The 26,777-nt window shown below is 62.8% G+C and carries 22 protein-coding genes; 6 read left to right on the top strand and 16 right to left on the bottom strand.

The genetic code is table 11. The features are described from left to right. Positions 1-362 precede the first annotated feature (362 nt). The 3 genes from AC57B6_RS05065 to AC57B6_RS05055 all read right to left on the bottom strand — a co-directional run bounded on the left by AC57B6_RS05065 (position 363) and on the right by AC57B6_RS05055 (position 3,478). The gene (locus AC57B6_RS05065; protein WP_252888862.1) at positions 363-1,784 is read right to left on the bottom strand and encodes an HdeD family acid-resistance protein; all 1,422 of its coding nucleotides are present in this window, start codon (positions 1,782-1,784) and stop codon (positions 363-365) included. A gap of 167 nt (positions 1,785-1,951) precedes the next feature. Beyond that, entirely contained in the window at positions 1,952-2,287 is a 336-nt protein-coding gene (locus AC57B6_RS05060; RefSeq protein ID WP_252888861.1) for a hypothetical protein, read from the bottom strand. Positions 2,288-2,554: 267 nt separating this feature from the next. Then, positions 2,555-3,478: a recombination-associated protein RdgC gene (locus tag AC57B6_RS05055; RefSeq protein ID WP_496420784.1), complete on the bottom strand. Its 924-nt coding sequence runs from the start codon at positions 3,476-3,478 to the stop codon at positions 2,555-2,557. A 173-nt stretch (positions 3,479-3,651) separates the two neighbouring features. On the opposite strand from AC57B6_RS05055, the gene AC57B6_RS05050 reads away from it, so the two are divergent. Further along, complete coding sequence (locus AC57B6_RS05050; RefSeq protein WP_030102936.1) at positions 3,652-3,972, top strand: hypothetical protein; 321 nt, start codon at positions 3,652-3,654, stop codon at positions 3,970-3,972. 14 nt (positions 3,973-3,986) lie between these two features. Here the strand turns inward: AC57B6_RS05050 and AC57B6_RS05045 are convergent, their stop codons facing one another. Genes AC57B6_RS05045 through AC57B6_RS05035 form a run of 3 tightly spaced genes read right to left on the bottom strand, consistent with a single transcriptional unit; the run spans position 3,987 to position 7,716 of the window. Beyond that, complete coding sequence (locus tag AC57B6_RS05045) at positions 3,987-5,246, bottom strand: glycosyltransferase (protein ID WP_425596408.1); 1,260 nt, start codon at positions 5,244-5,246, stop codon at positions 3,987-3,989. Then, positions 5,243-6,589: an O-antigen ligase family protein gene (locus AC57B6_RS05040; RefSeq protein WP_496420783.1), complete on the bottom strand. Its 1,347-nt coding sequence runs from the start codon at positions 6,587-6,589 to the stop codon at positions 5,243-5,245. The genes AC57B6_RS05045 and AC57B6_RS05040 overlap by 4 nt, the downstream gene beginning before the upstream one ends. After that, the gene (locus AC57B6_RS05035; RefSeq protein WP_444515328.1) at positions 6,589-7,716 is read right to left on the bottom strand and encodes a glycosyltransferase family 9 protein; all 1,128 of its coding nucleotides are present in this window, start codon (positions 7,714-7,716) and stop codon (positions 6,589-6,591) included. Before AC57B6_RS05035 ends, AC57B6_RS05040 begins: the two co-directional genes overlap by 1 nt. Here AC57B6_RS05035 and AC57B6_RS05030 point away from each other — a divergent pair. Beyond that, entirely contained in the window at positions 7,603-7,950 is a 348-nt protein-coding gene (locus tag AC57B6_RS05030) for a hypothetical protein (RefSeq protein ID WP_183799988.1), read from the top strand. The genes AC57B6_RS05035 and AC57B6_RS05030 overlap by 114 nt on opposite strands. Before the next feature lie 95 nt (positions 7,951-8,045). Here the strand turns inward: AC57B6_RS05030 and AC57B6_RS05025 are convergent, their stop codons facing one another. Next, the gene (locus AC57B6_RS05025; protein WP_183799867.1) at positions 8,046-9,122 is read right to left on the bottom strand and encodes a glycosyltransferase family 4 protein; all 1,077 of its coding nucleotides are present in this window, start codon (positions 9,120-9,122) and stop codon (positions 8,046-8,048) included. 119 nt (positions 9,123-9,241) lie between these two features. Then, positions 9,242-11,035 carry a lipid A export permease/ATP-binding protein MsbA gene (msbA, locus tag AC57B6_RS05020; RefSeq protein WP_216750294.1) on the bottom strand — a complete coding sequence of 598 codons (1,794 nt, stop codon included), beginning with the start codon at positions 11,033-11,035 and terminating at the stop codon, positions 9,242-9,244. 189 nt (positions 11,036-11,224) lie between these two features. Here msbA and AC57B6_RS05015 point away from each other — a divergent pair, with 189 nt between their 5' ends. Continuing rightward, the gene (locus AC57B6_RS05015) at positions 11,225-11,986 is read left to right on the top strand and encodes a glycosyltransferase family 2 protein (RefSeq protein WP_496420782.1); all 762 of its coding nucleotides are present in this window, start codon (positions 11,225-11,227) and stop codon (positions 11,984-11,986) included. Between the two features lie 105 nt (positions 11,987-12,091). Here AC57B6_RS05015 and dnaE read toward each other — a convergent pair whose 3' ends face one another. Then, on the bottom strand, positions 12,092-15,673 hold the full coding sequence (gene dnaE / locus AC57B6_RS05010) for a DNA polymerase III subunit alpha (protein ID WP_106352817.1): 3,582 nt from the start codon (positions 15,671-15,673) through the stop codon (positions 12,092-12,094). A gap of 417 nt (positions 15,674-16,090) precedes the next feature. On the opposite strand from dnaE, the gene AC57B6_RS05005 reads away from it, so the two are divergent. Next, positions 16,091-16,954 carry a sulfurtransferase gene (locus tag AC57B6_RS05005; protein WP_183799872.1) on the top strand — a complete coding sequence of 288 codons (864 nt, stop codon included), beginning with the start codon at positions 16,091-16,093 and terminating at the stop codon, positions 16,952-16,954. Between the two features lie 46 nt (positions 16,955-17,000). Continuing rightward, on the top strand, positions 17,001-17,894 hold the full coding sequence (gluQRS, locus tag AC57B6_RS05000; RefSeq protein WP_178368833.1) for a tRNA glutamyl-Q(34) synthetase GluQRS: 894 nt from the start codon (positions 17,001-17,003) through the stop codon (positions 17,892-17,894). A gap of 65 nt (positions 17,895-17,959) precedes the next feature. Here gluQRS and AC57B6_RS04995 read toward each other — a convergent pair whose 3' ends face one another. The 7 genes from AC57B6_RS04995 to purT form a co-directional block, all read right to left on the bottom strand. Next, positions 17,960-18,265, bottom strand: a complete 306-nt coding sequence (locus AC57B6_RS04995; RefSeq protein ID WP_496420781.1) for a hypothetical protein — start codon at positions 18,263-18,265, stop codon at positions 17,960-17,962. Positions 18,266-18,499: 234 nt separating this feature from the next. Further along, positions 18,500-19,990 carry a DEAD/DEAH box helicase gene (locus AC57B6_RS04990; RefSeq protein WP_028196878.1) on the bottom strand — a complete coding sequence of 497 codons (1,491 nt, stop codon included), beginning with the start codon at positions 19,988-19,990 and terminating at the stop codon, positions 18,500-18,502. Between the two features lie 366 nt (positions 19,991-20,356). Then, entirely contained in the window at positions 20,357-21,793 is a 1,437-nt protein-coding gene (locus AC57B6_RS04985) for an aldehyde dehydrogenase family protein (RefSeq protein ID WP_496420780.1), read from the bottom strand. A 99-nt stretch (positions 21,794-21,892) separates the two neighbouring features. After that, positions 21,893-23,545 (bottom strand): acetolactate synthase large subunit, encoded by a 1,653-nt coding sequence (locus AC57B6_RS04980; protein ID WP_028196876.1) that lies wholly within the window; start codon positions 23,543-23,545, stop codon positions 21,893-21,895. 252 nt (positions 23,546-23,797) lie between these two features. Next, positions 23,798-24,172, bottom strand: a complete 375-nt coding sequence (locus AC57B6_RS04975) for an MliC family protein (RefSeq protein WP_030103149.1) — start codon at positions 24,170-24,172, stop codon at positions 23,798-23,800. A gap of 127 nt (positions 24,173-24,299) precedes the next feature. After that, positions 24,300-24,512, bottom strand: coding sequence for a DUF6726 family protein (locus tag AC57B6_RS04970; protein WP_030103150.1), 213 nt, complete (start codon positions 24,510-24,512; stop codon positions 24,300-24,302). A gap of 142 nt (positions 24,513-24,654) precedes the next feature. Further along, positions 24,655-25,869, bottom strand: a complete 1,215-nt coding sequence (gene purT / locus AC57B6_RS04965) for a formate-dependent phosphoribosylglycinamide formyltransferase (RefSeq protein WP_496420779.1) — start codon at positions 25,867-25,869, stop codon at positions 24,655-24,657. Positions 25,870-26,101: 232 nt separating this feature from the next. On the opposite strand from purT, the gene AC57B6_RS04960 reads away from it, so the two are divergent. Then, positions 26,102-26,641, top strand: coding sequence for an META domain-containing protein (locus AC57B6_RS04960; protein WP_183799885.1), 540 nt, complete (start codon positions 26,102-26,104; stop codon positions 26,639-26,641). Positions 26,642-26,777 lie beyond the last annotated feature (136 nt).

The following is a 26,777-nucleotide window of genomic DNA, read 5'->3' as shown; positions in this document are numbered from 1 at the left end:
GGACATAGCTAGCGCGAGAAAGCGCCGGAAAACTAATCGCCGTACAAACTGCGATTCAAGCAATCAGAGCCGCTACAAACGGGCTAAACCTCACTGGCGGCCGTCCGCGCGACGGTCTCAAAGTTATCCCCAGTTTTCGTTCATAAATCTGTGCATAACTATCCGGCAAGCGATGCAAACTCTTGATACGCTTGCTGTTTTCACCGGCAGATCGAAGTTGTGCAGAGTAGAGACCCAGCCGGTCAACACGATGGTTGTGTGGCCGAGTGACACGCCAACCGCGGCGCAGATTGCACCTCGTCCTCAAATCCCCCGCGCCGCATGTCGGCGTCACCCACGGCACACGCCACCCGCCACGCGCATCAATCGCGTACCGCGTCGGCGGCATGCGCGCGTTCGGCTTTCTGCGAGTCCGGCGCACTACGCTCCTCGTCGCGCCATTCCTGCCTCGACCGCGCCATTCGGCGTACGGCGACGCGCGCCATCTTCACCCAGCCAGACGGACGTGGATCGGCGAGCATGCTGAGCGCACGCGCATAATCGAGCGTCAGTCCCGGCGTCCACGCCATCGTCGCGGCGCGTTTGCGCAGTTGCGCGGCCACCCACAATTCCGGCGTCGTAATCACGCGCAAGAACGGCCGCCAACCGCCGAGGTCGCCCCACACGCGCGCCGACGCACCTTCGATCGCCGCTTCCAGCGCGCGCGATACGGTACTCGAACAATTGCGATGCGTCAGGTTGTAGGTCGTGTCCTGACGATAGGTGTCCCAGAAACGGCGCAGCCGCGCCGGATCGTAATTGCGTATGCGCACCTGAACCGTCGACGGACACCATGCTTTCGATTCAGTCTGGTAATCAGGCTGGAACACACCGGGCACGTCGTTCTCGCTGGTCGCCCGCAGAAGCCGCGCGAAATCGTCGGGTGAACGATCGATTTCGACGCCAGGATACAGACTGATATAAATGCCCTCAGGCGATTCGAGCGCGGCATGGCCCGTCGAAATCACGCCGTTACGGTCCACCGCCGCGATATACCGGTCGACAATCAATTGCCGCCTCGCCTCGCTCCTGGACGATCCCACTGGCGTCCACACATGCACAGTGAGCGCGTCTTCATCGGCGGCGGGTGGGCTGTCCCATTCGACGGCACCCAGCCGGCCAGGCGCGATCGCACTCGCCGCGGAATTGGCGGCATCTGCCGTTGCATCGTCCGAAGCCACCGCGGGATTCGAGGCGAGACGCCGCACCCGCGTACTCAGCAGAATCATGTTCCAGCCGCCGAATATCAGGCCGAGACCGAGGCAGTACGGCACGGTGCCTAAATAGTGCGTCGGATATGGCTGATAGAAAAAAATCGCCAGCGCGATTTCAATCGCGCCGCCGATCATCGCAAGGCGCCACGTGCGATAACGAACGACCTTTGCGGAGACGATCTGCAACAGACCGTCGGCCAGAAAGAGCGTGCCGAAGATCATCGACAGAATGAAGTTGCCGTGATGATGGCCAGCGAGAATCAGCGCCGCCGCGAAGCAGAATGCGGAGCCCTTCACGTAGCGCAGCGTGCGTTGGCCGCCCATGCCGGTCCAGGCGACGGCCAGCGTGGCGAGCCCTTCGAGCAGCAGCAATGTGGCGAACGGTGTGATCGGGAAATAGAGCGCGCTATCGAGTGCGTCGATGAACACCACGACGCCAAGCGCAAGGCTCACCCAGCCGATCAACTGCAGGGAACGCCAACGCGTGCGCAAATAATCGACACCCAGCAGGATCATCACCAGCCGAACCATCGCAAACCCTCCGTGATCGGTGCGCCCTTCCGGTCGTAATCTTAACCATATTCACGGTAGCGGCATAACGGGTTCCACTGTAGCGACGATTCGCGCGTGGCGACACCGGCTCGCAGCGCCGCTATCTATGCGTCGCGCATCGACGCTACATGATCGCAACGGAATTCTCAAACGTACTTGTGATGCTCATGCCGATGCGCCTTCGCCGGCCGTATGCCGCGTTTGCCCACGCTCCTGGCCGCGTGCGGTTCGTCAGCAGGCGGCACGGCATAGGGGCCGTTGTGCAACACGGCGGGACTTTGCCGAGTTGCCTCGTTTTGCGGCGCGGCCGATGAAGCGGCTGCTGCGGGCAACGGTCCCGTTGCGGCATCGATGACCTTCTGCAATTCGTCCTGCGCGTAAGCAGGCAGCGGCGCGGGCGGATACGTCGCGGCGGCAGCCATGACCGTGGAGGAAGCAGCACAAGCAAGGCCGAGAGCGATGATCAAGCGAGCGATTTTCATGTCGAGTCCTGGTCGGGGTGACGCGGCCCGCATGAGTGGAAAACTGGCGCGCGTCGATGAATCGGAAGATTCCTGACGGCTCGCACCGTCAGCACAAACAGTGTGACGGCAGGGACATGATGGGTAAATTTTATTAAGCCAGATTCAGATATGCCCAATTCAGCTTAATAACCGACGAATCAGCGCCGGCGTGCCGGACACCCGACACACCGGCCCATAGCCGATAAACGCAGCGCCCGCACGCTGCGTGTCTCAGGCCAGTACGACTCAGGCCGCCGCGGCTTGCGGCATCGCCTCGCCCTGCTCGCCGCCCAATGCGTCGAGCAGATCGCACAGCATACGGTCGAGTTCGGCGGTCATCAGCGTGACGTCGGAATCGAAGCGTTCGTCGTCGTTCTGTGCGGTGGGGTCGCTTGCTTCCTTGAGAACGTCGAGCGGCGCGATGCGCTTGATCGTCAACGAAGGCGTCAGCACGAACGACACGCGGTCGTTCCACGTCAACGCGAGACGCATGCATTGTTTGCCGGCTTCGATATGGCGGCGCATGTCTTCGGCGTCCAGGGTATGTCCGACATAGCGCACCGTTGCATTGCCTTCCGCCGGCGAGCGCAACTCGGTGTCTTGGTCGAGCGTGAAGCCTGCGGGACCTTCGCCTGAGAGAAGCCATCCGGTCATCGCCGCAACCGGCGATTGCGTGACACGCACGGTACCGAGCGGCAGTTGATCGATCGACTTCACCAGCAGGCCGCGCACTTCGTCGGCGACGGCTTGCGAGCCCGCGTCGATCACGAGCCAGCCGTTGCGGGTATCGATCCACACGCGTGTATCGCGACGAATGCTGAAGGCGCGCGGCAACAGTTCGTCGGTCACCTGCTCCTTGAGTTCGCGCATCTGCTTGCGGCCGGGTTTGAAGCCTTGCTGTTCTTCGAGTTCGAGCGCACGCGCCTTGGTCACTTGCGTGACGACAGAGGCCGGCAACAATTTCTTCTCAGCGCGAAACACCAGCAGCATCTGGCCATTGAGCGCATACACCAGCGAGTCGTTGTCGCGTGGCGACGCCCAGCCGTGGCTTTGCATCTCGACGCTGTTGCCGGGCGCGAACGCGTGCGGCGCAAGCCATTTCTCGATTTGTTCAGGGGTAACGGACCACGGAGCGGGAAGACGGTGCAACTGAAGATTTTTGAACCACATGGGCGGGGTCTTGTTCGGGCAAAGCGCGTCATTCTATCCGACGCGGCGAGAATGGCGCGCTCGGGCGCGTCCCTGCCACTCTATGCCAAGACACTCCCGACAAGCGTCATTTTCGCTTTGGGTTCAAATCACCTAGACTTGCCAACAGGCACGCGACATAGACGGAGGCGGCCATGGCCGATGAAACCGCACCCTGGCGGATGGTGGAGTACGAGGGTTTCGAAATTCACGTGGCGCCGTTTCTGAAAAACCCGCCCAATGAGGCGACGCCGTCAGCCGTGCCCGATAACCGTTACACGTATGTCGGTTATGTGTGCCACCCCGGCGCCAATCCCGCCATCCCGGGGCATGCGGTGCCGTTCCATGCGGACGGCGAAGAAAGCTTCGCCGGCATGGAAGAAGCGCTATACGAGGGCATACATGTGGGACGCAGCATCGTCGACGGCACGCACCCGGATTTGACGGTGCTGCCACTGGTGACGGGCGGCGTGTAAGCCGCGCTTGCGGCTTAGCGAGGCGTTTGCACGCCCGGAGCGTCCTGTTTCCTCAAAATGCTCAACGCCAACTCCAGCATCCGCTGATTGGAGCTTGCGGGCGTGAACGTCTCGACCTTTCGCAGCGCTGCCTGCGCAAGGCTCCGGCGTAACTCGGTGTCCGTGAGCAGCCGCTTGATTGCGCCCGCCATGGCGTCCACATCGCCCGGCGGCACCAGCAGCCCAGCCTTGCCACCCTCCAGCAAGTCCCGCGGACCGGTCGGGCAATCCGTCGAAAGCGCCGGTGTACCGAGCGCCATAGCCTCGCCGAGCACCATGCCGAAACCCTCGTAGCGGCTACTCAATACGAGCATTTCGGCCTGCCGGATATAGGGCGCGGGATTTGCACAGAAGCCCAGAAAATGCACCCATGCGCCCACCCCCAACTCGTCGGCGAGTTGCTCCAGTTCGCGTCGGTCCCGCCCCTCGCCGATCAGGACGAGCGCCACGTTGCTGCAGCCGCGCTCGCGTACCTGAGCGTAGGCTCGCAGCAGCGTCTTGTGGTCCTTCTGACCTTCGTCCAGACGTGCCACTGAAACGATGAACCGCTCCGCAGGAAGGTTGATCTCCGCGCGCGCCGCTTGCCGCAGTGCGTCGTCGTCGATCACATTCGGCAACTCGACAATGTCCGGACCGGTTGCCGAGAAAAGTTCCCGCGCCTCGCGCAGCATGGCGGGGGTCAGCACGACAATCGCCGAGTAGCGCGAATAATGCCTCACTCGCCGGGCGACATACCGCTCGCTCTTGCTGCCGAGGCGCGCCGCCAGGCTGAAATGGCTCACGCCGAACCAGGGTACTCCGCAACTGCCCGCTAAATGGCGCAGCGAAAAATCGAAATCACAGATCAGATCTTGCTGCTTCGCGAGACGCCGCATACGCAGCGCCGCCAGCGGCCGGACCGCACCGTAGGTCAGCAACTTGTGCAATAACTTCGCGCCGACGCCGAGTTTGCGCCGGCGAGCCGCCTGATGAAGCGCGTACATCCATTTCGACGAGGCAAGAACATGAACGGGCACATCGGCGGGAATTGACTGCGCGCGCCAGAACGACAGGTCGTCGGTCGGATAAGCCACCGAAAGGCTCGGCGCGAACATCTGCCGGTCAAGCGTCTTCAGCCAGGACAGCAGCGCGGTCTCAGTGCCGCCTTTGCCGAAATCGTTAATATGAAACAGGATGCGCAGCGGGGCGCGGACAGCATCGATAGCGAAAGGATTGACGTTCGTCACGTTGGTTATTCGCCCAATTTTGCCGTCGGTGCCTTGCGCCGCTGTTCACCAGGCGCCAACGTAGATTTTCTTCGTCCGGTTTCCGGCAACATCCCATCTGAAGCCTCGACTTGCTCAGCGCAACCCAGCTGCAGTCCCGCGAAAGCCCAAAACGCGAGCATGGTGGTCTGCCACATGAAATCATCGGTGGTATTTTTCACGATCATGCCGGCTACAAGCGCCACGCCCGCGGAACACAGCCAAGGATCGACTCGCCGCAGCCGATAGAAACGCACGACGAGGCTCAGCAACAGCGCGGTCTGCAGCACAACTCCGATGACCCCCGTCTGCAACCACGTGTTGATGAACAGGTTGTGCGCATGCGTCAGCGCATACGGTTCGAGGGCCAGCAAGCTGGCCGGCATTTCGCTGCGATAGACCAAGCCCGGCAACGGCTTGCCGAAGCCCACCCCGACCCATGCGTGACGCTCAGCCTCGCCGATATAAAACGCCCACAGCTTCGGACGCGTGTCTGCCGATACCGTATCGCCGATTGCGGACAGCGAGCCTGGCACATAGACCTGATGACCCTCGATCGCGATATCACGCGCCAGCGGGACGGCGGGCACCGCGCCGGCCGTCCGCAGACGGGAACTGAACTCGAGCGTGCCGACGCTCGCCGCGAACACCACGGTAATGACCAGCATCGCCAGCAGCAGACGGCGCCGGTACAGCGGGAACAGCGCGACCAGAAGCGTAACGGCCGCGGCCGGCCAGAAGAACCGGTTAAGCGTCGCCAATCCGATGAACAGGCACAGCGCGATGCCGCTAGCACCGATCACGCGCCAACGCGACCGCAGCATGAAGCCCGCAAATAGCGGCATGGCAAATACCGCGAGCGTGCTGGTGTGGCCGACACGGTTATAGAAATGCAGTGGAAAGGTATTGGCAGTGGGCGGTTGCAGATGCCCCCAGTTGAGCGCGCTGATGGCGGCGAGTGCCAGGCAGGCAAGCCAGTTGACGAACACCACGGGCGCGGGTCGCCGAAGTTGGGTGCCAAACAGCCAGAAGCCCCAGAACGATACCAGCGGATAAAGCACCTCGTCGCACCACGCGTGCAGGCTAACCATCGGATATACGGACCATGCGACCGACGCCAGACTCCAGCCGGCCCAACCCGCAATGGGCAGCACCAGCGGCCAGTGCAACAGCGACGGCCGATTCGGCGAGCAGGCCGCGGCCAGCACGCCGAGCGCCATCAGGGCGAGCGCATTGAAGACGATCGCCGTCATGTGGCCGAACATCACCACAAACAGAATGACCGGACAGGCAATCCAAAACACGCGCTCCACTCGCGCAGCCGTGTGAGTCATTACACTTTCACCAGAACATTTTGCAAAGCGGTATATACCGACTCGACCGACAGCCGGCCCATACAGTCGGCATGGTCGCCGCGCCAGGCGACGCAGGTCGTCTCGTTGCGATCACAGCGCCGCACCCATGCTACCTCGCGGCGAAAAATGAAAGGCTGATCGCGGCACGGCATGTCGGCTATCGTAATTGGCACGAATGGGACCTCGCGCCAATAGCGGCCCGCGCCGTGAATCAGCGCGTTGCCCGGCCCGAACAGCGCGAGCGTCGGCACCCCAATCAGACGCCCCAGATGCGCGACGCCGGTATCGGGACAAACCACGGCTTGCGCGCCGGCAAATAAATGCCACAGCTCGCCGAGACCGAGTCGCGCAGCCAGGTTCGGATGATGCGCATCCGGGTCGATGGCGCGGATCAGTTCCGCCTCGCCGGGCCCCCCGGTCCATACCGGCAGATAGCCGAGCGCCTCCACGCGTTGCGCAAGCTCGCGCCAGCGCGCGTTGGGCCAGCGTTTGACGCTGGTGCTTGCGCCCGGATGCAACACAACGTAAGGCTTTGCCAGTTGCGCCGATTCGGGTAGCGCAGCGTGTTGCGGCGCACTCCAGTCGACAGGCCGGTAGGCGCGCGGCGGCGGCCCGTCGATCAATTCCGTGGCAAGGTCCGCCCAAGCCGTCGGCGTGGCAGGATACGGCACGCTCCGGTCGAGGGGCCAGTTCTTCCAGGCCGGAGCATCTCCCGCATGCCCGACGATCCAGCTGCAACCCGCGCCCAACGCGAGCCAGCTATATCGATTATCGCCGAGCACCATACCGAGGTCGTAAGGACCGGAAAGCAAAACGTCCCGCACCGACTTCGAATCACGCGGATCGAACGGCAAAGCTGTGACGTCGAAAGGCCGCCCCGCATACAGCGGCACAATCGCCTTCGGACAGGCGAGAACGATCTGCGATTGAGGATATTGCGCGCGCAGTTTGGCGAGCAGCGGCGTGAGCAGCAGCGTGTCGCCAAGCAACAGATGATGTGCAATCAAGATACGGCGCGCGTGCTGCGGCTCGCGGCGCAATGGCTTGATCAGCAGTCGAGGGATGGCTCGCGCAAAGATACGAAGACGCCCGGCAAGCCGACTCATGGGTTCATCGACGCATTGGTTTCCAACGCGATATTGATGTACGCCGATACCCGGCGCGAGGTCGCGTTCGCCACGCACAATCTCCAGCGGTATTCTTCCCGAAGGCCTCCAGTATTGCGCCTACGGCCCCGTCACGGCGGGCTGTCGCAGATCGCGGAAACAGCCCGGGCAAGCATGGAAAGCTCAATGAAATATATGGCCGCTCAGCTCCAATTGAGCGAGTTCAAGCGCTGATAGCTAAAAATTATAACATGCGGCGTTGCCGCAGAACGAGGAGAAACCGGGCCTAAAGTCCCGCCCCTTCTGCTGCAGCGCTGCGGCCGCGGCGCTTAACGCGTGGCGTCGATCTGCCTGGCCAGCGTCAACAGCGCGCCAACGTGAGCGGCCACGCCCGGATCGTAAAGGACCGCGTCGCGGGCGACGTCCAATGGCGCGCGCCGCGTGCCGTCGCGATACTCCCGCACCGCTCGCTCGAGTGTCGCGCACAGATCGGCCAAATCGTCCGGCGCGAAAACGAATTTCGCATGCGGGGCAATCGCATCGCAGCAACCGATGCTCGACGGGAAAATGACTGGTGTACCGCACATCACCGATTCGATGCCGACCAGGCCGAATGGCTCATAAGTCGATGCGAGGATCGTGAAGTCGGCGGCCTGATAACACTCCGCGAGCTCTTTCACGTAGCCGATATAGCGTAACCGTTCGGACGTGCGCGCGGGCGGCCGCCCGGCCACAGCCACCACCACGGGCGGCGCCGTGTTGCGCAGCGCGGCTTCGATGAATGGCAAACCTTTACGCTCATGGCTGCTCGACGGAAACAGCAGGACAATCTCGTCGTCGGCGAAACCGTACTTTCGGCGTAAGGTCGCGCGCGTTACGGCATCAGTCGGCGCAAAGCGCGCGCCGTCCACGGGTGGAAACAACACGCGGATCTTCGCCTCGTCAACACCGTACAGTTCACGCAACTCGTCGTGCATCAGCTGAGAATGCGCCACCACGACCTTCGCGCGTTCGTATTGGCGTCTCTCGAGTGCAATCTGCCAGCGATCCGAACGCTTCGGCGCGCGCCTCGTCGCCCGCAAAAAACCGAGATGCGTGCCACCGCAAATCGCCACGTCGGACGAATCGACGCGGTTGCAGCCGATCAGCACATCGACATGCGCCTCGCGGCGCGCCGCGCGCAGCCGCCACGAAAACCAGCGGTCACGCAACTTGCCAGGCAGGAAGGAGACATTGATGCGGTGCGGCTCGACCAACCCGTATTCGCGCAGCGAGGTGTCAAAACGACGCGCGAAGAAAGCCGGTTCGATGCCGAGCGCGGCAAAGCCGCGCACGAGATCCATTGCGTAGCGCTCGAGACCGCCACTGTGCTGCAAGGCGTTACTGGAGAGTCCAAGTTTCTTCATTCAGACAGCGTGCGCCAGCGCCTCGTCAAATGTTAAGGGGGTAAGTCGTGCGTGGTCCAGACCAGCGGACCGCGTGAATCGAGATTCGCACCTCCGATTGACGTGTCGTACCGCGCACCTTACGCGGCGTCCTGCTGGAACTGGATGCGATGCAGATGCGCGTACAGGCCGCCCTGGGTCAGCAGTTCCCGGTGGCTGCCGCTCTCGACAATACGCCCGGCTTCCATGACCAGAATCCGGTCGGCGCGTTCTATGGTCGACAAACGGTGCGCGATTACCAGCGTGGTGCGGCCCTTCATCAAGGTTTCCAGCGCCGCCTGCACGTGGCGTTCGGACTCGGAATCGAGCGCCGAGGTGGCCTCGTCGAGAATCAGGATCGGCGCGTCCTTATAAATCGCGCGCGCGATCGCCAGACGCTGGCGTTGACCACCCGAGAGCATCATGCCGTTGTCGCCGACCAGGGTGTCGATGCCTTCAGGCATCCCCTCGACGGTATCCCACAGGTTCGCCGCGCGCAGCGCCGCCTTGACCTTGTCCGGATCCGCCGTCTGGCCATAGGCGACGTTGTTGGCCACCGTGTCGTTGAACAGCACGACGTCCTGGCTCACCATCGCGATCTGGCTGCGCAATGCGTGCAGGCCGTATTCCGGCAGTGCGACGCCGTCGACCAGGATCTCGCCGCCGGTGGGATCGAAGAAGCGCGGCAGCAAATTCACCAGCGTGGTCTTGCCGCTGCCCGACGGGCCCGCCAGGGCAACCATCTCGCCCGGTGCCACCTTGAAGGACACCTCGGTGAGCGTGTGGCGGTTATGCGTGGCATTGCTGCCGTAGCTGAACGAGACGTCGCGGAACTCCACTTCGCCGCGGGCGCGCTCGAGCGGCTTGCCGCCGCCCGCCGGTTCCGACGGCTCGTCGATCAGGCCGAAGATCAGTTCGCACGCCGTCATGCCGCGTTGCAGCGGCTGGTTCACGTCCATCAGGTGCTTCAGCGGCGAGATGATCAGCAGCATCGACGTGACGAACGCCACAAACCCGCCGACCGTGGTCTGGTCCGACGACGATTGCACTACCGCGATCGTAATCACCACGGCGAGCGCGATCGACGCAAGAAACTGGGTCAACGGTTGTGCCAGGCCGCCTGAGACGGTCATGCGCATCGCGTAACCGCGCAGACGCTTGCTCATTGCCGTGAAGCGGTCCATCTCGTACTGCTCGCCGTTGTGCACCTTGACGACCTTGTAGCCGCCCACGGTTTCTTCGACGATGTACGACAGTTCGTTGGTCAACAGTTGATGCTCGCGGTTCAGGCGCCGCAAACGACGGTTGATCTTGCCGACCAGCCAGCCGATCCCCGGCAGCAGCACCGCGACGATCAACGTCAGCCGCCAGTTCAGGTAGAACAGATAGCCGAGCAGGAAGACGACCGTCAGCGAGTCACGCACCAGCGTGACCATCACGCTCAACAGCACGTTGAGAATCTGGTTCACCTCGAACACGATCGCGTTGATCACCGTGCTCGCGGTTTCGCGCTGGAAGAACGCCACGCCCGTATGGATCATGCGGTCGAACATCTTCAGGCGAAGTTCGAGCAGGATCTTGTTCGACACGTAAGCGAGCAGATAACCGGACGCATATTGCGACACACCGCGCACCAGCGCGAGACCGATCACCGCCGCCGGCACGAACCATTTGGCGTTGTCGCTGGCATGCGCGCCGAAGCCCTTGTCCAGCAATGGCTTGAGCAATGCGGGAATCGCCGCGTCAGTGCCGGCGCTCACGGCCATGGCGATGATTGCGCCGACCACCACCCACATCAGCGGCTTGATATAAGGCCACAAGCGTCGGAAAACGACGGCAGGCGACGAGGCCTCTCCTGAACCGATGGGTTTGCTTAACGTTGGCTTCGCGCTCAAGGAATCCTCTGAGAATGCGGGAAAGCATCCGCGTAACGGGCAGAATGCCTCGCACGCGAAATATCAAAAACAGCATTGTAAACGGTTGAGGATCATAGCCGGCGGTTGCGGATCGGCCGGGTTAGGTGGCCGGGCTGTATACTTTGCGCGACTCATTCCGCCACCCGGCACTTTCCACGCAATTCAGGTATGCAAGAAACCACCCTCGGCGTCGCCATCATCACCAAAAACGCGGCGGCGCGACTGGCCGAATGCCTGCAGGCCGTGGCCTTCGCCGATCAGATCGTCGTGATCGACGGCGGCAGCACCGACGGTACCGCTGAAATTGCCCGGGCACACGGCGCGCACGTACTCGAGCACTCCGACTGGCCAGGCTTCGGCCCGCAGAAAAACCGTGCCGTGGATGCGCTCACCACCAGTTGGATTCTCTCGCTCGACGCCGACGAGATCGTCTCGCCGGAACTGGCTGCGGCGATTCGCGCGGCGCTGGCCGCCCCTACCGCCGACGTCTACGCGGTAGACAGGCTGTCGAGCTTCTGCGGCCACTGGATTCACCACAGCGGCTGGTATCCAGACTGGATTCCGCGCCTGTTCAAACGTGGCGCTGCGCGTTTTTCAGACGACCTCGTGCATGAGCGCCTGGTATTCGATACGCCTTCGCAACGCCTGACCGGCAAGCTGATGCACTACTCGTACGAGGACTTCGAAGCCGTGCTACGCAAGCTCGACGCGTATTCGACAGCGGGCGCGCAGCAACGTCATGCAGCGGGCAAGCGCGGCAGTTTCGGCAAGGCGCTCGGGCGCGGCGCCTGGGCCTTTGTGCGGACCTACGTGCTGCGGCGCGGATTCCTCGACGGTCGCGCGGGTTTCATGATCGCGGTGTTCAACGCGGAAACGGTGTACTACCGGTTTCTGAAACTGGCGCGGCTGGGGGAAAAGACGCAGCGTTAGTAGCGAGGCCAGGGCAAGGCTTGCGACCAGAGTTTGCAATCTGAGCTGCCAATGGCTTTGAGTTCGCCCACGCGCGCCGCGCGGGCGCCGCGGGCGAACCCGCCATCAATAAACAATCTCGATCGAGCTTCCTGCGAACTCGCCACGCAAGGCCGCGAGTAGTTCGTCGGTGGGCTTTACGCGCCATGCGTCGCCCAGACGCATTTCACCTTGCGCATTCTCGCTGCGATAAACCACCTGCACCGCAAGCCCATTCGGGATCTGCACGGCCTGGCGTTGGCCACCGCCACCATAGCCTCCGCCGTTGCGCCCGCCACCGCCTCCGTTACCGTTGCCGCCGCGCGACGAGGCCGCCGGCGCCGGCGCGGCTTGCGGCTCGTCCTTGCCCGCGCTATGTGCTTCGAGCACGCGCCGCAATGCCGATGCGTCCGCATTGCCGTTCATCTGCACCTTCACGGCTTCCGCATAACGACAGCGGGCGCGGCCGAGGTCCATCACCGTATCGACCGTGAAACGGATGCCGCCCGTGAACGCGTCGTTACGCGCCGAGCCTTGCACCACCAGCAACTCGTCTTCCTTGAATAACGGCTTATTCGCCTCGAAAGTCTCATTGAAGACGGTCACTTCGCATTGGCCCGTGCCGTCGTCGAGCAACGCGATCAGCATCTTGCCGCGCTGGGTCATCTGCGTGCGCAGCGACGCGATCACACCGGCGACCAGCTTGTCGCGCCCTTCCTTCAATTCGCCGATCTTCTGACGCACGAAGCGACGCACTTCGTCCTTGTAGGCATCGAACAGATGGCCCGACAGGTAGAAGCCGAGCGCGGCCTTCTCTTCCTGCAGCTTCTTCTTTTCCGGCCATTCCGGCTCGTCGACCAGTTCATGCCCTTGCGACGGTGCATCGCCCATGTCGAACAGGCCGGCTTGCATTGCGTTGGCGCTTGCCTGTTCGGCCGCCTCCATGGCCAGCGAGACCGAGGCGATCAGCTGCGCGCGATTGGCGTGCAGCGTGTCGAACGCACCGGCGCGGATCAAGGCTTCCACCGTCCGGCGATTGACGATCCGGCGGTCGACCCGGTTGCAGAAGTCGAAGATGTCGATAAACGGACCTTCTTCACGCGCACGCAGGATTTCCTCGATCGCATTCTGGCCGCTGCCCTTGATCGCGCCGAGACCATAGCGGATCGTTTTCGAGCGCTTGCCGTCCGGCTCCGCGACCGGCTCGAAACGGTACGCCGACAGATTGACGTCCGGCGGCAGCACAGCCATCTTGTTCGCGAGGCAATCCTCGAACAGGATCTTGACCTTGTCCGTGTCGTCCATGGCGAGCGACATATTCGCCGCCATGAATTCGGCCGGATGGTGCGCCTTCAGCCACGCCGTGTAGTACGCGAGCAGCGCATACGCCGCCGCGTGCGACTTGTTGAAGCCGTAGCCCGCGAACTTCTCCATCAAGTCGAAGATTTCGTCCGCTTTCTCGCCGGTCAGCCCGTTTTTCGCGGCACCCTGGCGGAACAGCTCGCGGTGCTGGGCCATTTCCTCGGCCTTCTTCTTACCCATCGCGCGGCGCAGCAAGTCGGCGCCGCCGAGCGAGTAGCCGCCGATGATCTGCGCCATCTGCATCACCTGCTCCTGATAGACCATGATGCCGTAGGTCTCTTTCAGAACAGGTTCCACACGCGGGTCCGGATACTCCACCACTTCGCGGCCGTGCTTACGCGCGCAGAAGCTCGGGATCAGGTCCATCGGGCCGGGACGGTACAACGCGACGAGCGCGATGATGTCTTCGAAGCGGTCAGGCTGCGCATCTTTCAGCATGCCTTGCATGCCGCGGCTTTCCAGCTGGAACACGGCGACCGTGTTCGCTTTCTTCAGGATCGAGAACGATGCCGGGTCGTCAAGCGGCACCTGCGCGAGCGACCAGTCTTTCTTCGAAGGATCGAGACGGCGGATATAGCGCTCGGCCCAATCCAGAATGGTCAGCGTGGTGAGGCCCAAAAAGTCGAACTTCACGAGGCCGACGGCTTCGACGTCGTCTTTGTCGTACTGGCTCACGACGCCGCTTTCGTCGCCCTGCGTATAGAGCGGACAGAAATCCGTGAGCTTGCCGGGCGCGATCAACACGCCGCCCGCGTGCATGCCGACGTTGCGCGTGAGACCTTCCACGCGCTGAGCGAGCTCGAGCAACTGACGCACTTCGTCTTCGTTGTCGAAGCGCTCCTGCAGCAGCGGCTCTTCCTTCATCGCATCAGCGATGGTGACGTGTTTGCCCGGCTTGAATGGAATCAGCTTGGCGATCCCGTCCGTGAACATATAACCCAGATCGAGCACGCGGCCGATATCCCGCACCGCGGCCTTCGCCGCCATCGTGCCGAAGGTGGCGATCTGCGATACCGCGTCCGCGCCGTATTTGTCTTTCACGTACTGAATCACACGGTCGCGGCCGTGCTGACAGAAGTCGATGTCGAAGTCGGGCATCGAGACCCGTTCCGGATTCAGGAAACGTTCGAACAGCAGGTTGTAGCGGAGCGGATCGAGGTCGGTCACGCCGAGCGCGTACGCAACCAGCGAACCTGCGCCCGAACCCCGGCCCGGTCCGACCGGCACGCCGTTGTTCTTGGCCCAGTTGATAAAGTCCGCAACGATCAGGAAGTAGCCCGGGAAGCCCATCTTGATGATCGTGCCGCACTCGAATTCGAGGCGCTGGTAATACGTTTCGCGCTGCGCTTCGCGCTCGGCCGTATCCGGGTACAACTGTTCGAGACGCTTTTCGAGGCCCTCTTTCGACAACTGCACGAGGTAGTCGTCAAGCGACATGCCGTCGGGCGTCGGGAAGAGCGGCAGCTTCGGCTTGCCGAGTTCGAGCGTCAGGTTGCAACGCTTGGCAATTTCCACACTATTGGCGAGCGCCGACGGAATGTCCGCGAACAGCTTCGCCATCTCTTCCTGCGTGCGGAAATACTGTTCGGACGTAAAGCGCTTCGAGCGGCGCGGATTCGCCAGAATGTCGCCTTCGGAAATACACACGCGCGCTTCGTGCGCGGTGAAATCGTCCGGCGTCATGAACTGCATGGGGTGAGTGGCCACCACCGGCAATTTCAACGACGCCGCGAGCGCCACCGCCTGTTGTACGTATTGCTCGCCGCCGGGCTGACCACACCGTTGCAGTTCGATATAGAAGCCGCCCGGAAACACCTTCGCCCAATGCAACGCGTTGCGTTTGGCCGCTTCTTCGTTGCCGGCCGCGAGCGCGAGGCCGATGTCGCCCTGTTGAGCACCCGACAGCGCCAGCAGGCCTTCACCCAGACCGGATTCGAGCCAGCCGGCCTCGATTTCAGCGCGGCCGCGATACTGGTTGGTGAGCGATGCCTTGCTGAGCAGTTCGCACAGATTCAGATAGCCGCGCCGGTTCTTGACCAGCAGCAGCAAACGCGAAGGCTTGTCGCGGTCGTCCGGATTGGTGATCCAGACGTCGCAGCCGGCAATGGGTTTGACCCCTTTGCCACGGGCTTCCTTGTAAAAACGGACGAGGCCGAACGCGTTGCCGAGGTCGGTAAGGGCGAGCGCACCCTGACCGTCTTTGGCGGCAGCCTTGACGATGTCGTCAAGGCGCACGATGCCGTCGGCAATCGAGAATTCGGAGTGGACGCGGAGATGAACGAAGCGGGGATCTGACATGGGCGACATTGTAACTCCACACTTCGGGAGTTTTCAGGCCAAAACCACGCGCTGGCCGTTCGGCCTAGGACAGAAACGCGAGCGTGCCGTACACCGGCGTTGTGCAGGCAGTGGAAGTTCTGTGTACAGCGCCAGGGTGAGCGCCTGAGTGAGCGCGCGGACGGACCAGCCGGCGCAAATCCGGCAGCATTTCAATCGCCAGAACGCGCGGCCCGGTGCGGGCATGGGGTAAGCGCCGTACAAGTTTGCGAGCGGTTTGCGCTGCCGCAACGGGCTGGCTATTCGGCCGAGTCGGACGAATAGCCAGCTTGAGGGATAATACGGGTTTCGCCTATTCGACGTGGCCCGCTACAGGCAGGCTGAATGCGGGCATCCCAATGCGCCCCATTTTCCGCGCCGCCGGCCACTTCTTACCGCTGGACACACATGAGTATCGTCAATCTCGCCGCGTATCATTTCGCGACTATCGAAGACACCGCCGCATGGCGCCCGCACGTCACTGAGCGCTGCAATACGCTCGGCTTGCGCGGCACTGTGCTGCTCGCGCCGGAAGGCATCAACCTGTTCGTCGCCGGCACGCGTGAAGCCACAGACGCGTTCATCGACTACATCCGTCACGACGCGCTCTTCGAGGGCAAGTTCGTCAATCTGCAGTTCAAGGAAAGCCTGTCTGACAAGCAGCCGTTCACCCGCATGCTGGTCAAGCTCAAGCGCGAAATCATCACGATGAAAAAGCCGGCCATCCGGCCGGAACTGGGCCGTGCGCCGTTCGTCGACGCGCCCACGCTGAAAGGCTGGCTCGACCGTGGCCATGACGACGAGGGCCGCCCGGTCGTGATGCTCGACACACGCAACGCATTCGAAGTGGACGTCGGCACCTTTGACAACGCGCTCGACTACCGCATTACGAAATTCAGCGAATTTCCGGAAGTGATCGAGCAAAACCGCGCCGATCTGGAAGGCAAGACGGTGGTGTCGTTCTGCACGGGCGGGATTCGCTGCGAGAAGGCCGCGATCCACATGAAGGAAGTCGGCATCGAGAACGTGTACCAGCTCGAAGGCGGCATCCTCAAGTATTTCGAGGAAGTCGGCGGCGCGCACTATCACGGCGACTGCTTCGTTTTCGACTACCGCACCGCGCTCAACCCGCAACTGGAGCCGACCGCGACCGCGCAATGCTTCGGCTGCCGCGCGGTGGTAACGCCCGAAGCGCAAAAATCGCCAATGTACGTGGCAGGCAAGACATGTCCGGCATGCCATCCGGACAGCAAGGCGGCACGCGTCGCGTGATAAGCGCGAGCGCCTTCGCGCGATCGCGGCGAGGCCCATCCAACCCATGACCTATCGTGGACGCTTCGCGCCGTCGCCTACCGGGCCCTTGCATTTCGGCTCACTGGTGAGCGCGCTCGCAAGCTGGCTGGACGCGCGCGCACATGGCGGAGCGTGGCTTGTGCGCATCGAAGACATTGACGGACCTCGCACTGTCCCTGGCGCGGCTGAGGACATTCTGTCGACCCTCGAACGTTTCGGCATGCGTGCCGACGAGCCGCCTGTCTGGCAAAGCCATCGTTTTGCGCGCTATCAGGAGGCGCTCGAGCAATTGCAGGCTGACGGCCTCGTCTATCCATGCGGCTGTACGCGCAAAGAAATCGCGGATTCGCTGCTGCATGCGCACGCGCGCAACACAACACTCGCCTACCCCGGCACCTGCCGCAACGGCCTGCACGGCAAACCGGCACGCGCATGGCGCCTGCGCGTACCTGACGGCGACACGGCGGTGATCACATTCGAAGATGGCTGGCAGGGCTCGCAGACGCAGAACCTGGCTACCGAGGTTGGCGACTTTGTCCTGAGGCGCGCCGACGACCAGTGGGCGTACCAGCTCGCGGTGGTGGTCGACGATGCGGACGCGGGCATTACGCACATCGTGCGAGGCGCGGACCTGATGGACTCAACGGCCCGCCAGATTTACCTACAGCACTGCCTTGGCGTGCCGACGCCGACGTATTTGCACGTCCCTGTGGTCACGAACGATCAGGGCGAAAAACTCAGCAAGCAGAACGGCGCAACCGCGCTGGAAACAGACAAGCCACTTGACGCCCTAAGCGCAGCCGCGCGGCATTTGGGACTTGAGATTGGCGACAAGGAATACGTGACGCTAGAAGGCTTCTACGCCGCCGCAACGACGGCGTGGGCCAAACGCATGGGGAAGCGAGTGCAATACAATTAGCGCCCCAAAAAAGTGCCAAAGGGAAACGAAATAAGTCGGCTGCAGGCTGGCGCGTCCACGGGGAATTAACGAGGAACCGGGAACGGCAGCAAAGGGCAGCACCGATTGGCGTTGGCGTTGGCGTTGGCGCTGGCGTTGGCGTTGGCGTTGGCGTTGGCGTTGGCGTTGGCGTTGGCGTTGGCGTTGGCGTTGGCGTTGGCGTTGGCGTTGGCGTTGGCGTTGGCGTTGGCGTTGGCGTTGGCGTTGGCGGGCAGGATAATCCCACCACAATTGAGGTGCCCGCAACCAAATGCGCGGAAAGTTGGAGGGGTAAAAAAGGAGGTACCGCTACGGCGCGCGCAGCGCCGCCGGAGGTATGACTGCCTTGTCACTAAAGCTGAATGTGCGAGGCGACAGATTCCAGATGCACCACTACCGTGGCTGCGCGGGGGACCCGCTTATGAGCTTGCGGTGTGAAGCCGCTTTCTTTGCTTATCTTTCTTTGCGGCGGCAAAGAAAGTAAGTGCCGCCCCGCACAGGGGCAACGCTAATAGACCACTAAGACCATTAACACAGCGAGGCAAGGGGGCAAGGGGGCAAGGGGCCAACGCCCCAAGCGCTCCCCGTTAGGAAGACGAAGACGACTTCCTCGGCATCCCAAACCCACCCAGCAACGCAGCCAACGGCTGTTTAGAAGAAGCCTTCTGCGGAGCAGCCGTAGAGGCAGAAGCAGCAGCCTCCTCCCCTTTCCTCAAAGAAGCCGCCGAAGGCTCATAAGGCTTGAGGAAAAAGTCATCGACAGGCTGTGCCCGATGATGATGCGGCCGATCGAACGCCCCCGAAGACGAAGCGCCGGGACGCCGGCGACCACCCCGCTCCTCGCGGCCCTCTGCGCGGCCATCAACGCGTTCACGCCGCGGCGCACGCTCTTCATGGTGATGCCGCACCGGCGCATCCACGACCAAACGTTGCACATCCAAAGGCCGCTTGATCAGCTTCTCGATATCGGCAAGCTGCTTGCGCTCATTCGGGCTGCACAACGACAAAGCATCACCCGAAGCCCCAGCACGCCCGGTGCGCCCAATCCGGTGCACATAATCTTCCGCATTGAACGGCAGATCGAAATTAATCACAGCAGGCAGCTCGGCAATATCCAACCCGCGCGCAGCAACATCCGTCGCCACCAAAGCCTCGATCTCGCCACGCTTGAATGCATCCAGTGCCTGCATCCGCTCATTCTGCGAACGGTCACCGTGAATCGCCGTGGCAACCACACCGTCACGCTCCAGACTCCGCGCGAGGCGGCTCGCGCCGATCTTGCTGTTACAGAACACGATCACCTGCTTGAGGCCGCGGTCACGAATCAGCTTGACGACAGCAGCAGTCTTGTCGCCTTCGGCAACCTCATAAACGATCTGCGTCACATTGGTCGCGGTCGAATTGCTACGCGCGACTTCGATCGTCTGCGGGTCGCGCAGATAGGTAGCGGCAAGTTTCTTGATTTCGCCCGAGAACGTGGCCGAAAACAGCAGCGTCTGACGTTCCTTCGGCAGCAGGTTCAGGATGCGCTGCAAATCCGGCAGGAAGCCCATATCGAGCATCCGGTCGGCTTCGTCGAGCACGAGAATCTGCACCTGGCCGAGATTGGCGGTTTTCTGTTGCACGTGGTCGAGCAGACGGCCCGGCGTGGCGATCAGAATTTCGACCCCGCGGCGCAGCTGCTCGGATTGCGGATTCATGTCGACCCCGCCGAACACCACGGCGCTGCGCAGCGCCGTGTGCTTCGCGTACGACTGCACGTTCGCCGCCACCTGGTCGGCCAGTTCGCGAGTGGGCGTCAGGATCAGCGCGCGCACCGGATGGCGGGCAGGCGATGCGCTCGTGCTGGCCTGCGGCAGCAAGCGCTGGATGATCGGCAGCGAGAAGCTGGCCGTTTTGCCCGTACCGGTCTGGGCGGCGCCCATGACGTCACGACCGGCCAGCACGACAGGAATCGCCTGCGCCTGGATCGGCGTAGGAATGGTGTAGCCCGATTCCTTGACGGCTTTCAGAATGTCGGGCGCGAGACCGAATTGATCAAAAGTCGCAGTGCTGGGCGTGACGGCTGTGTCGGACATGGTGGCTTTCGCTAAAAATGCGCTTGGCGCGGTGCGCGCGGCAGCGGTCGGAACCGCAGAGGGCATCAGGATGAAGGCGGAGCCACGGCGTTCCGCACGGGACCCGTCGGTGTTACGGGAAAAATGCGGCCGGCTCCGGCCGGCGGAAACACCCGCCGGAAAGGCCGGTATTGTAGCACTTCAGCAAAAACACTCATGGCGCATCTGCCGGCTTTCTGCTTACGGCGGCGAAAGCCGGCCGACTGCGGTCCGGCGCGGGCGGCAGCGTCACGTCCCGCAGCGCACCGGACATCTCGGTGCGCCCGCGCGCCTCGCTGGCAGCGTAGTTCGCCTACGCGACAGTTGCGTGACAGCGAACGCACCCCATTACCACGTCTCGCGCATGACCATCAGGCGCATCTCGGTCATATCCTCGATCGCGTAGCGCACCCCCTCGCGCCCGAGTCCGGAGTCTTTGACGCCGCCATACGGCATGTTGTCGACCCGGAACGACGGCACGTCGTTGATCACTACGCCACCCACGTCGAGCAGATCCCACGCGCGATGCGCGTGGGCGAGCGAATCGGTGAACACACCCGCCTGCAGACCGAAGTCGCTATCGTTGACGGTGGCCAGCGCGGCGTCGAAATCGTCGAAACGCTCCAGAATCGCCACCGGGCCGAAGGCTTCCTTGCGATAAAGGTCGGTATCGCGCTTCACGTCTTCGAGCAGCGTGGCCTCGAACATCGCACCGTCCACCTTGCCGCCGGCGACAATCTTCGCGCCCGCCTGCACCGCGCTTTCCATCCAGCCGCCAAGCCGGTTGGACTCCGATTCGGAAATCATCGGCCCGACAAAGGTCTTTTCGTCCTTCGGATCGCCCATGACAAGCGACTTCGTCTTCGCGATCAGTTTCTCGCGCAGCGCGTCGTAAATCTTCGCGTGCACCAGAATCCGCTGCACGCCGATACAACTCTGCCCCGACTGATAGAACGCGCCGAACGCGAGCCGCTCGACCACGTAGTCGAGCTTGCCGCCCTGATCGCCGTCGACGATCGCCGCCGCGTTGCCGCCCAGTTCCAGAATCACCTTTTTCTTGCCGGCCTTTTTCTTCAGTTCCCAACCCACCGCGGGCGAGCCGGTGAAGGACAGCAGCTTGAAACGCTCGTCGGTGGTGAACAGGTCGGCACCGTCGCGATGCGCCGGAAGAATCGAGAACGCGCCTTTCGGCAAGTCTGTCTCGGCCAGAATCTCGCCCATGATGAGCGCACCGACCGGCGTGCGGCTCGCGGGTTTCAACACGAACGGCACGCCCGCCGCGATCGCCGGCGCGACCTTGTGCGCGGTCAGGTTCAGCGGAAAATTGAACGGCGAGATAAACGAACACGGACCGATCGGCACCCGCTTCACATAGCCGTGATAGCCCTTCGCGCGCGGTGAAATCTCCAGATTGATGATCTCGCCATCTATGCGCACCGATTCTTCAGCCGCCACCTTGAACGTATCGATCAGACGGGTGACCTCGCCTTTCGAGTCGTTGATCGGCTTGCCCGCTTCGATGCACAGCGCGAGCGCCAATTCGTCGTAACGCTCACGGAACCGTTTCACACAATGTTCGAGCACGGCCTGGCGCTTGAACGGCGGAAACGCACGCAGCGCCGGCATCGCGTCGACGGCATAGCCGATCGCTTTGTCGATCGCCGCCGCGTCGGCCATCGCCACACGGGTCGCCACTTCGCCGCTGAATTTATCCGTGACTTCGAGATCGGTGTTGGCGGCTACCGCAACGTTGGCGAGGTAGTACGGGTAAGTCTTGTTCAACATGACGCGCTCTCCTTGATTCGATGCCTGACATCAGCCATGCAGTCAGCAAGGGCTATGCCCCGTCGCCGCCCATGGCCGCTCCGCCCCTCACTGTTCCGCTCACAGTTGAGCGGAAAGCCGCTTGATCTCGCGATTCAGCACACGCTCGTTGTCCGAGTAGTCGATCGGCAGATCGATCACATGCACACCTGGGGTCGCGAAACACTCGCGCAGCAGCGGCGCGAATTCCGCGGCCGACTCGATACGATGCCCCTTCGCACCGTAACTCTGCGCATACGCGACGAAATCGGGGTTGCTCAGTGTCATGCCGTAGTCCGGGAAGTTCATGTTTTCCTGCTTCCAGCGGATCATGCCGAACGCGTCGTCGCGCAAAATCAGGATCACCAGATCGAGCCGCAGACGCACGGCCGTTTCCAGTTCCTGCGAATTCATCATGAAGCCGCCATCGCCACACACCGCCATGACCTTGCGGTCCGGGTGCACGATCTTGGTCGCGATCGCCGAGGGCAAGCCGGCGCCCATCGAAGCCAGCGCGTTGTCGAGCAGCAGCGAATTCGGTTCGTGCGCACGGTAGTAGCGCGCGAACCAGATCTTGTACATGCCGTTGTCCAGACACACGATGCCGTCCACCGGCGTGGTTTCGTAGACGTCGTTGACGATCCGCACCGGGTACATGGGGAAACGGTCGTCCAGCTGGCCTTTGACCAGATGCGCTTCGAAATGCTGCTTGATCTCCTTGAAGCGGGTGAAGTCCCAATGCTCCTGGCGCTCCTTGAGACTTTCCTTGAGTTGCCACACGGCGTTGGCGATGTCGCCTACCACTTCGATCTGCGGGAAATACACCGTATCGACTTCCGCGCCGAGAAAGTTGACGTGAATCACCGTCTTCTCGCCCGCTTCGCCGCTGCGCATAAAGAACGGCGGCTTTTCAATCACATCGTGGCCGACATTGATGATGCAATCCGCGTGGTCGATCGCGCGGTGGACGAAGTCGCCGTCCGACAAAGTCGCGTTGCCAAGCCACATCGGGTGCGATTCGTCGATCACGCCCTTGCCCATCTGCGTCGTGAAGAACGGAATGCCGATCTGGTCGACGAACTCGCGCAACATCTTGGTGGTGGTCTTGCGGTTGCCGCCCGCGCCGATCATCAATAACGGATGCTTCGCGTTCGTGATCGCCTCGACCGCACGCGCCACGGCTTTTTCTTCGGCCACAGGACGGCGGCTGTAGCTCTTCGGTATCGGCTTGCCATCGCCCTCTTCGTGCGCCACGTCTTCCGGCAATTCGAGGTGCGTGGCGCCGGGCCGTTCTTCTTCAGCCTGGCGAACCGCCTCGCGCACCGCGGCCGGAATGTTGCCGATCGATACGATCTGCCGCGTGTACTTGGTGAGCGGCTCCATCATCCGCACCACGTCGACAATCTGAAAATGCCCCTGCTTGCTCGACTTGATCGGCTTTTGCCCGGTCACCATCAGCATCGGCATACCGCCTAACTGCGCGTACGCGGCGGCAGTCACGAAGTTGGTCGCGCCCGGCCCCAACGTGGCCAGACACACGCCGGTGCGTCCGGTGAGGCGCCCATACGTGGCGGCCATGAAACCGGCCGCCTGTTCGTGACGCGTCAGAATCAGACGAATTTTCGAGCGGCGCAGCGATTCGAGCAGATCGAGATTTTCTTCACCGGGAATGCCGAACACGTACTCGACACCTTCGGCTTCCAGCGATTTGACGAACAGGTCCGATGCTTTCATGGGGGGTCTCGCTTGATGAAACGGACGCGGGTTCTGAGCCCGCCCGTTGGGGTCCGGTATCGGACGATCGAAGACGACGACAGCCGGCGCGACGCGAGCGGCGCGCGGCATGGCAGGCCGGCGCAGCGGATGCCACGCCGGACAGCTTACTACTCGAACGGAAAGGATGCGCGCAGGCGGGCAGCGCCGCAAGGCAGGGACAAACGTCAGGCAAGGCAGGCGGCGCGGTTGAAGAAAGCCGCCGCATCATGTTCAGCGATTGAGATTGGTAGTAACACAGTCGGACAGCAGCGGCGGAGCGTTTTCACCGTCTGTCGCGTCGTACAGGTCGGCGCGCGGACCCTTGGTCCACCAGGTGTAGCTGCCTGCCTGGTACTTCGCGCCGGAAGCCGAGAGTGTATTGACGAACAGCAGTTGCTGGCCCTTCACAGGCACGAGCGCGAAGCTTTGGCCGTTCGCCGTGTTCCAGTAGGTCACCTGCAGAATCTTGCCGGTCGCGCAGGTGTATTTGTGCGTCTGGCGGCTCCTGGCCTGAATCCCGGAGAGTTGCAACGGCGCGGCCCATACGTTGCCGTACAACGCCGCAAGACCCGCTGCCGTGGCGGCTGCAACAAGCCATTTCTTCATGAGATGCCTCGATCGTTGTTGCACATCAAGTACGAGCGGCGTGCCTGGATTCCATCCGCTGTTGCAGTTGAGCTGCGCCGCGGATGGCGATCGCTCGCGAAGCTATCGTGAAACCAATGAGAACCGCTTAGGGATCGATCACATCGGCGCAGGCATCGGTCGGCGCGGCGGCGACGTGCCCAACCAGCGGCACGATCTTCAACCCGGCCGACGCCACCCGGCACGGCGCAGCGGCAAGGCCGCAACCCGTCACGCCGGCACAGAGCGCGAGTATCACACCCAGTGCGCCCAGACGGCCAAGCGCTCCAGACCGCAAGTTCTTGCGGGACTCCAGGGCCATACGTACCTCTACTTCAACGAACTTCGACGAATCAGGCTGCGCGCGCGGCAAGTCTTGCCCCGGCGAGCGCGCAGTGCTTCACTTCATTGGCGCGGCACCTCGATACGTTGCAACTCAAGCCTGCAACGCGCTTCGACGCCCCTTACTTCGTGGAAACAGGCCGCACCGCCGCCGCGGCCTGTTTCGCGCGCGCACGGGCTTCGTCGACCGTTTCGCCGGTGGCCAGCGCCACGCCCATGCGGCGCTTGACGAAGCTTTCCGGCTTGCCGAACAGACGCAGATCCGCATTCGGCACAGCCAACGCCGCGGCAACGCCTTCGAAAGCGATCGCCGTTGCGTCCAGACCGCCGTAAATCACCGCCGACGCGCCCGGCGCCCGCAGCGACGTGTCCACCGGCAAGCCGAGAATCGCGCGCGCATGCAGTTCGAACTCCGAGAAGCGTTGCGAGCACAGCGTGACCAGACCGGTATCGTGCGGGCGCGGACTGACTTCCGAAAACCATACGTCATCGCCGCGCACGAAAAGTTCCACGCCGAACAGGCCCCTGCCGCCCAACGCCGCAGTCACCTTGTGCGCCACGTCGCGCGAACGTTCCAGCGCAAGCGGGCTCATCGGCTGGGGTTGCCACGATTCGACGTAGTCGCCCGCCACCTGCACGTGACCGATCGGATCGCAGAAGTACGTGCTGACCGCGCCACTCGCCGGATCGATCGCGCGTACGGTCAGTTGCGTGATTTCGTATTCGAAGTCGATAAAGCCCTCGACGATCACGCGGCCGTGATTCACGCGGCCACCCGCCATCGCGTATTGCCAGGCGGGTTCGACATCCGCGTCGCTCTTCAGCACCGACTGCCCCTTGCCCGACGACGACATCACCGGCTTCACGACGCACGGATAGCCGACCTTGGCGATGCCCGCGCGCAGTTCCTCGAGCGAATCGGCGAACGCGTACGGCGAGGTCGGCAGGCCGAGTTCCTCAGCAGCCAGACGGCGGATGCCTTCACGGTTCATGGTGAGTTGCGTGGCGCGCGCGGTCGGAATCACTTCGGCGAGGCCGTCGGTTTCGATGGCGGCGAGCGCGTCCGTGGCGATCGCCTCGATCTCGGGGACGATCAGGTGCGGGCGCTCCTGCTCCACCAGCGCGCGCAACGCGGCGCGATCGGTCATGTCGATCACGTGCGAGCGATGCGCTACCTGATGGCCCGGCGCATTCGGATAACGGTCGACGGCGATCACTTCGACGCCCAGCCGTTGCAGCGCGATGATCACTTCCTTGCCGAGTTCGCCGGCGCCGAGCAGCATGACGCGCGTGGCGGATTCAGAAAGAGGTGTGCCGATCCGTTGGCCGATCTGCATGAGGTCTCCAGATAAAAGTCGGATGAGGGTGGGAATAGGTAGAGCACGATGTTAACATGCGCACCCCGCGCCGCGCCTTGCTCGCCGGGTCCACGTGGCCATTTGTGCGCAGGACGCGCAGAAAGGCTGCGGCGCACGTGTTCAAGTCCGCTCACGCCGTTGCGCTCGCGTGCGGCGAGCTTAGTGCGTTACCCTTACGCCTTCGCCAGTTTGAATGAAGAGGAACGACGCCATGCCCCAAAGCGCCTCCCCGCGACGTGTTGCGCGCTTCATCCCGTACGCGCGCTCGGTCATCGCCGCGTTGAGCGTCGCCGCGCTATGCAGCGCGTGCGCCATGCCGAAGCATCCCGATTCGGAAGCGCCGGCGCCCGATCCGTTCAACCCGGCCGCCACCCAGTTGCTGGACGACACGAGTTGGGTGCTCACCAGTTGGAAACAGGCAGACGGCACGGCACGCGCGCTTCCGTCCGCCGATCAGGGCGCACCGATCACGCTCGTACTCTCCACCGCCAAAGGCCTGCGCCACGCCAGCGGCTTTTCCGGCTGCAACCGCTACATGGGCTCGTATGCGCTCAAAGACGGCAAGCTGAGTTTCGGCACGCTGGGCGGCACACGCATGGCGTGCGCGACGCCGGGCGGCCAGATCGAAGGCCCGTATCTCAATGCGCTGCAGCACATCGAGCGCACCGGCGTCCAGATGCGCGCGCCGCAGCAGATGCAGCTCATACTCGATAACGGCGACACGCTCACGTTCAGCAACAACGCCAAATGACGCATCCACGGGCCGCTGAATGGATTCAACGGATGCGGCGCCGCAACCGATGCTGTCCGCATGACGCGCGCCGGGTCCGCTAGCGGCCGTTGTTTTTCACCGACGGCAGGCCGCGTGCCGGTCTGCCTTCCCATTC

Source organism: Paraburkholderia sp. BGA-UO-ETr-F12, from assembly GCF_059567945.1.
This window is presented reverse-complemented; position numbering and strand designations above follow the sequence as displayed.

Bases quoted from the DNA above. Each gene is read 5' to 3' on its own strand.
- AC57B6_RS04970 (WP_030103150.1), bottom strand. From the start codon at position 24,512: ATGGCCCTGGAGTCCCGCAAGAACTTGCGGTCTGGAGCGCTTGGCCGT.
- AC57B6_RS05030 (WP_183799988.1), top strand. From the start codon at position 7,603: ATGATGTGCAATCAAGATACGGCGCGCGTGCTGCGGCTCGCGGCGCAA.
- AC57B6_RS05040 (WP_496420783.1), bottom strand. From the start codon at position 6,589: ATGACTCACACGGCTGCGCGAGTGGAGCGCGTGTTTTGGATTGCCTGT.
- AC57B6_RS05025 (WP_183799867.1), bottom strand. From the start codon at position 9,122: ATGAAGAAACTTGGACTCTCCAGTAACGCCTTGCAGCACAGTGGCGGT.
- AC57B6_RS05005 (WP_183799872.1), top strand. From the start codon at position 16,091: ATGAGTATCGTCAATCTCGCCGCGTATCATTTCGCGACTATCGAAGAC.
- AC57B6_RS04975 (WP_030103149.1), bottom strand. From the start codon at position 24,172: ATGAAGAAATGGCTTGTTGCAGCCGCCACGGCAGCGGGTCTTGCGGCG.
- AC57B6_RS05015 (WP_496420782.1), top strand. From the start codon at position 11,225: ATGCAAGAAACCACCCTCGGCGTCGCCATCATCACCAAAAACGCGGCG.
- AC57B6_RS04990 (WP_028196878.1), bottom strand. From the start codon at position 19,990: ATGTCCGACACAGCCGTCACGCCCAGCACTGCGACTTTTGATCAATTC.
- purT (WP_496420779.1), bottom strand. From the start codon at position 25,869: ATGCAGATCGGCCAACGGATCGGCACACCTCTTTCTGAATCCGCCACG.
- AC57B6_RS05035 (WP_444515328.1), bottom strand. From the start codon at position 7,716: ATGAGTCGGCTTGCCGGGCGTCTTCGTATCTTTGCGCGAGCCATCCCT.
- AC57B6_RS05060 (WP_252888861.1), bottom strand. From the start codon at position 2,287: ATGAAAATCGCTCGCTTGATCATCGCTCTCGGCCTTGCTTGTGCTGCT.
- gluQRS (WP_178368833.1), top strand. From the start codon at position 17,001: ATGACCTATCGTGGACGCTTCGCGCCGTCGCCTACCGGGCCCTTGCAT.
- dnaE (WP_106352817.1), bottom strand. From the start codon at position 15,673: ATGTCGCCCATGTCAGATCCCCGCTTCGTTCATCTCCGCGTCCACTCC.
- AC57B6_RS05065 (WP_252888862.1), bottom strand. From the start codon at position 1,784: ATGGTTCGGCTGGTGATGATCCTGCTGGGTGTCGATTATTTGCGCACG.
- AC57B6_RS04985 (WP_496420780.1), bottom strand. From the start codon at position 21,793: ATGTTGAACAAGACTTACCCGTACTACCTCGCCAACGTTGCGGTAGCC.
- AC57B6_RS04980 (WP_028196876.1), bottom strand. From the start codon at position 23,545: ATGAAAGCATCGGACCTGTTCGTCAAATCGCTGGAAGCCGAAGGTGTC.
- AC57B6_RS05055 (WP_496420784.1), bottom strand. From the start codon at position 3,478: ATGTGGTTCAAAAATCTTCAGTTGCACCGTCTTCCCGCTCCGTGGTCC.
- AC57B6_RS04960 (WP_183799885.1), top strand. From the start codon at position 26,102: ATGCCCCAAAGCGCCTCCCCGCGACGTGTTGCGCGCTTCATCCCGTAC.
- AC57B6_RS05050 (WP_030102936.1), top strand. From the start codon at position 3,652: ATGGCCGATGAAACCGCACCCTGGCGGATGGTGGAGTACGAGGGTTTC.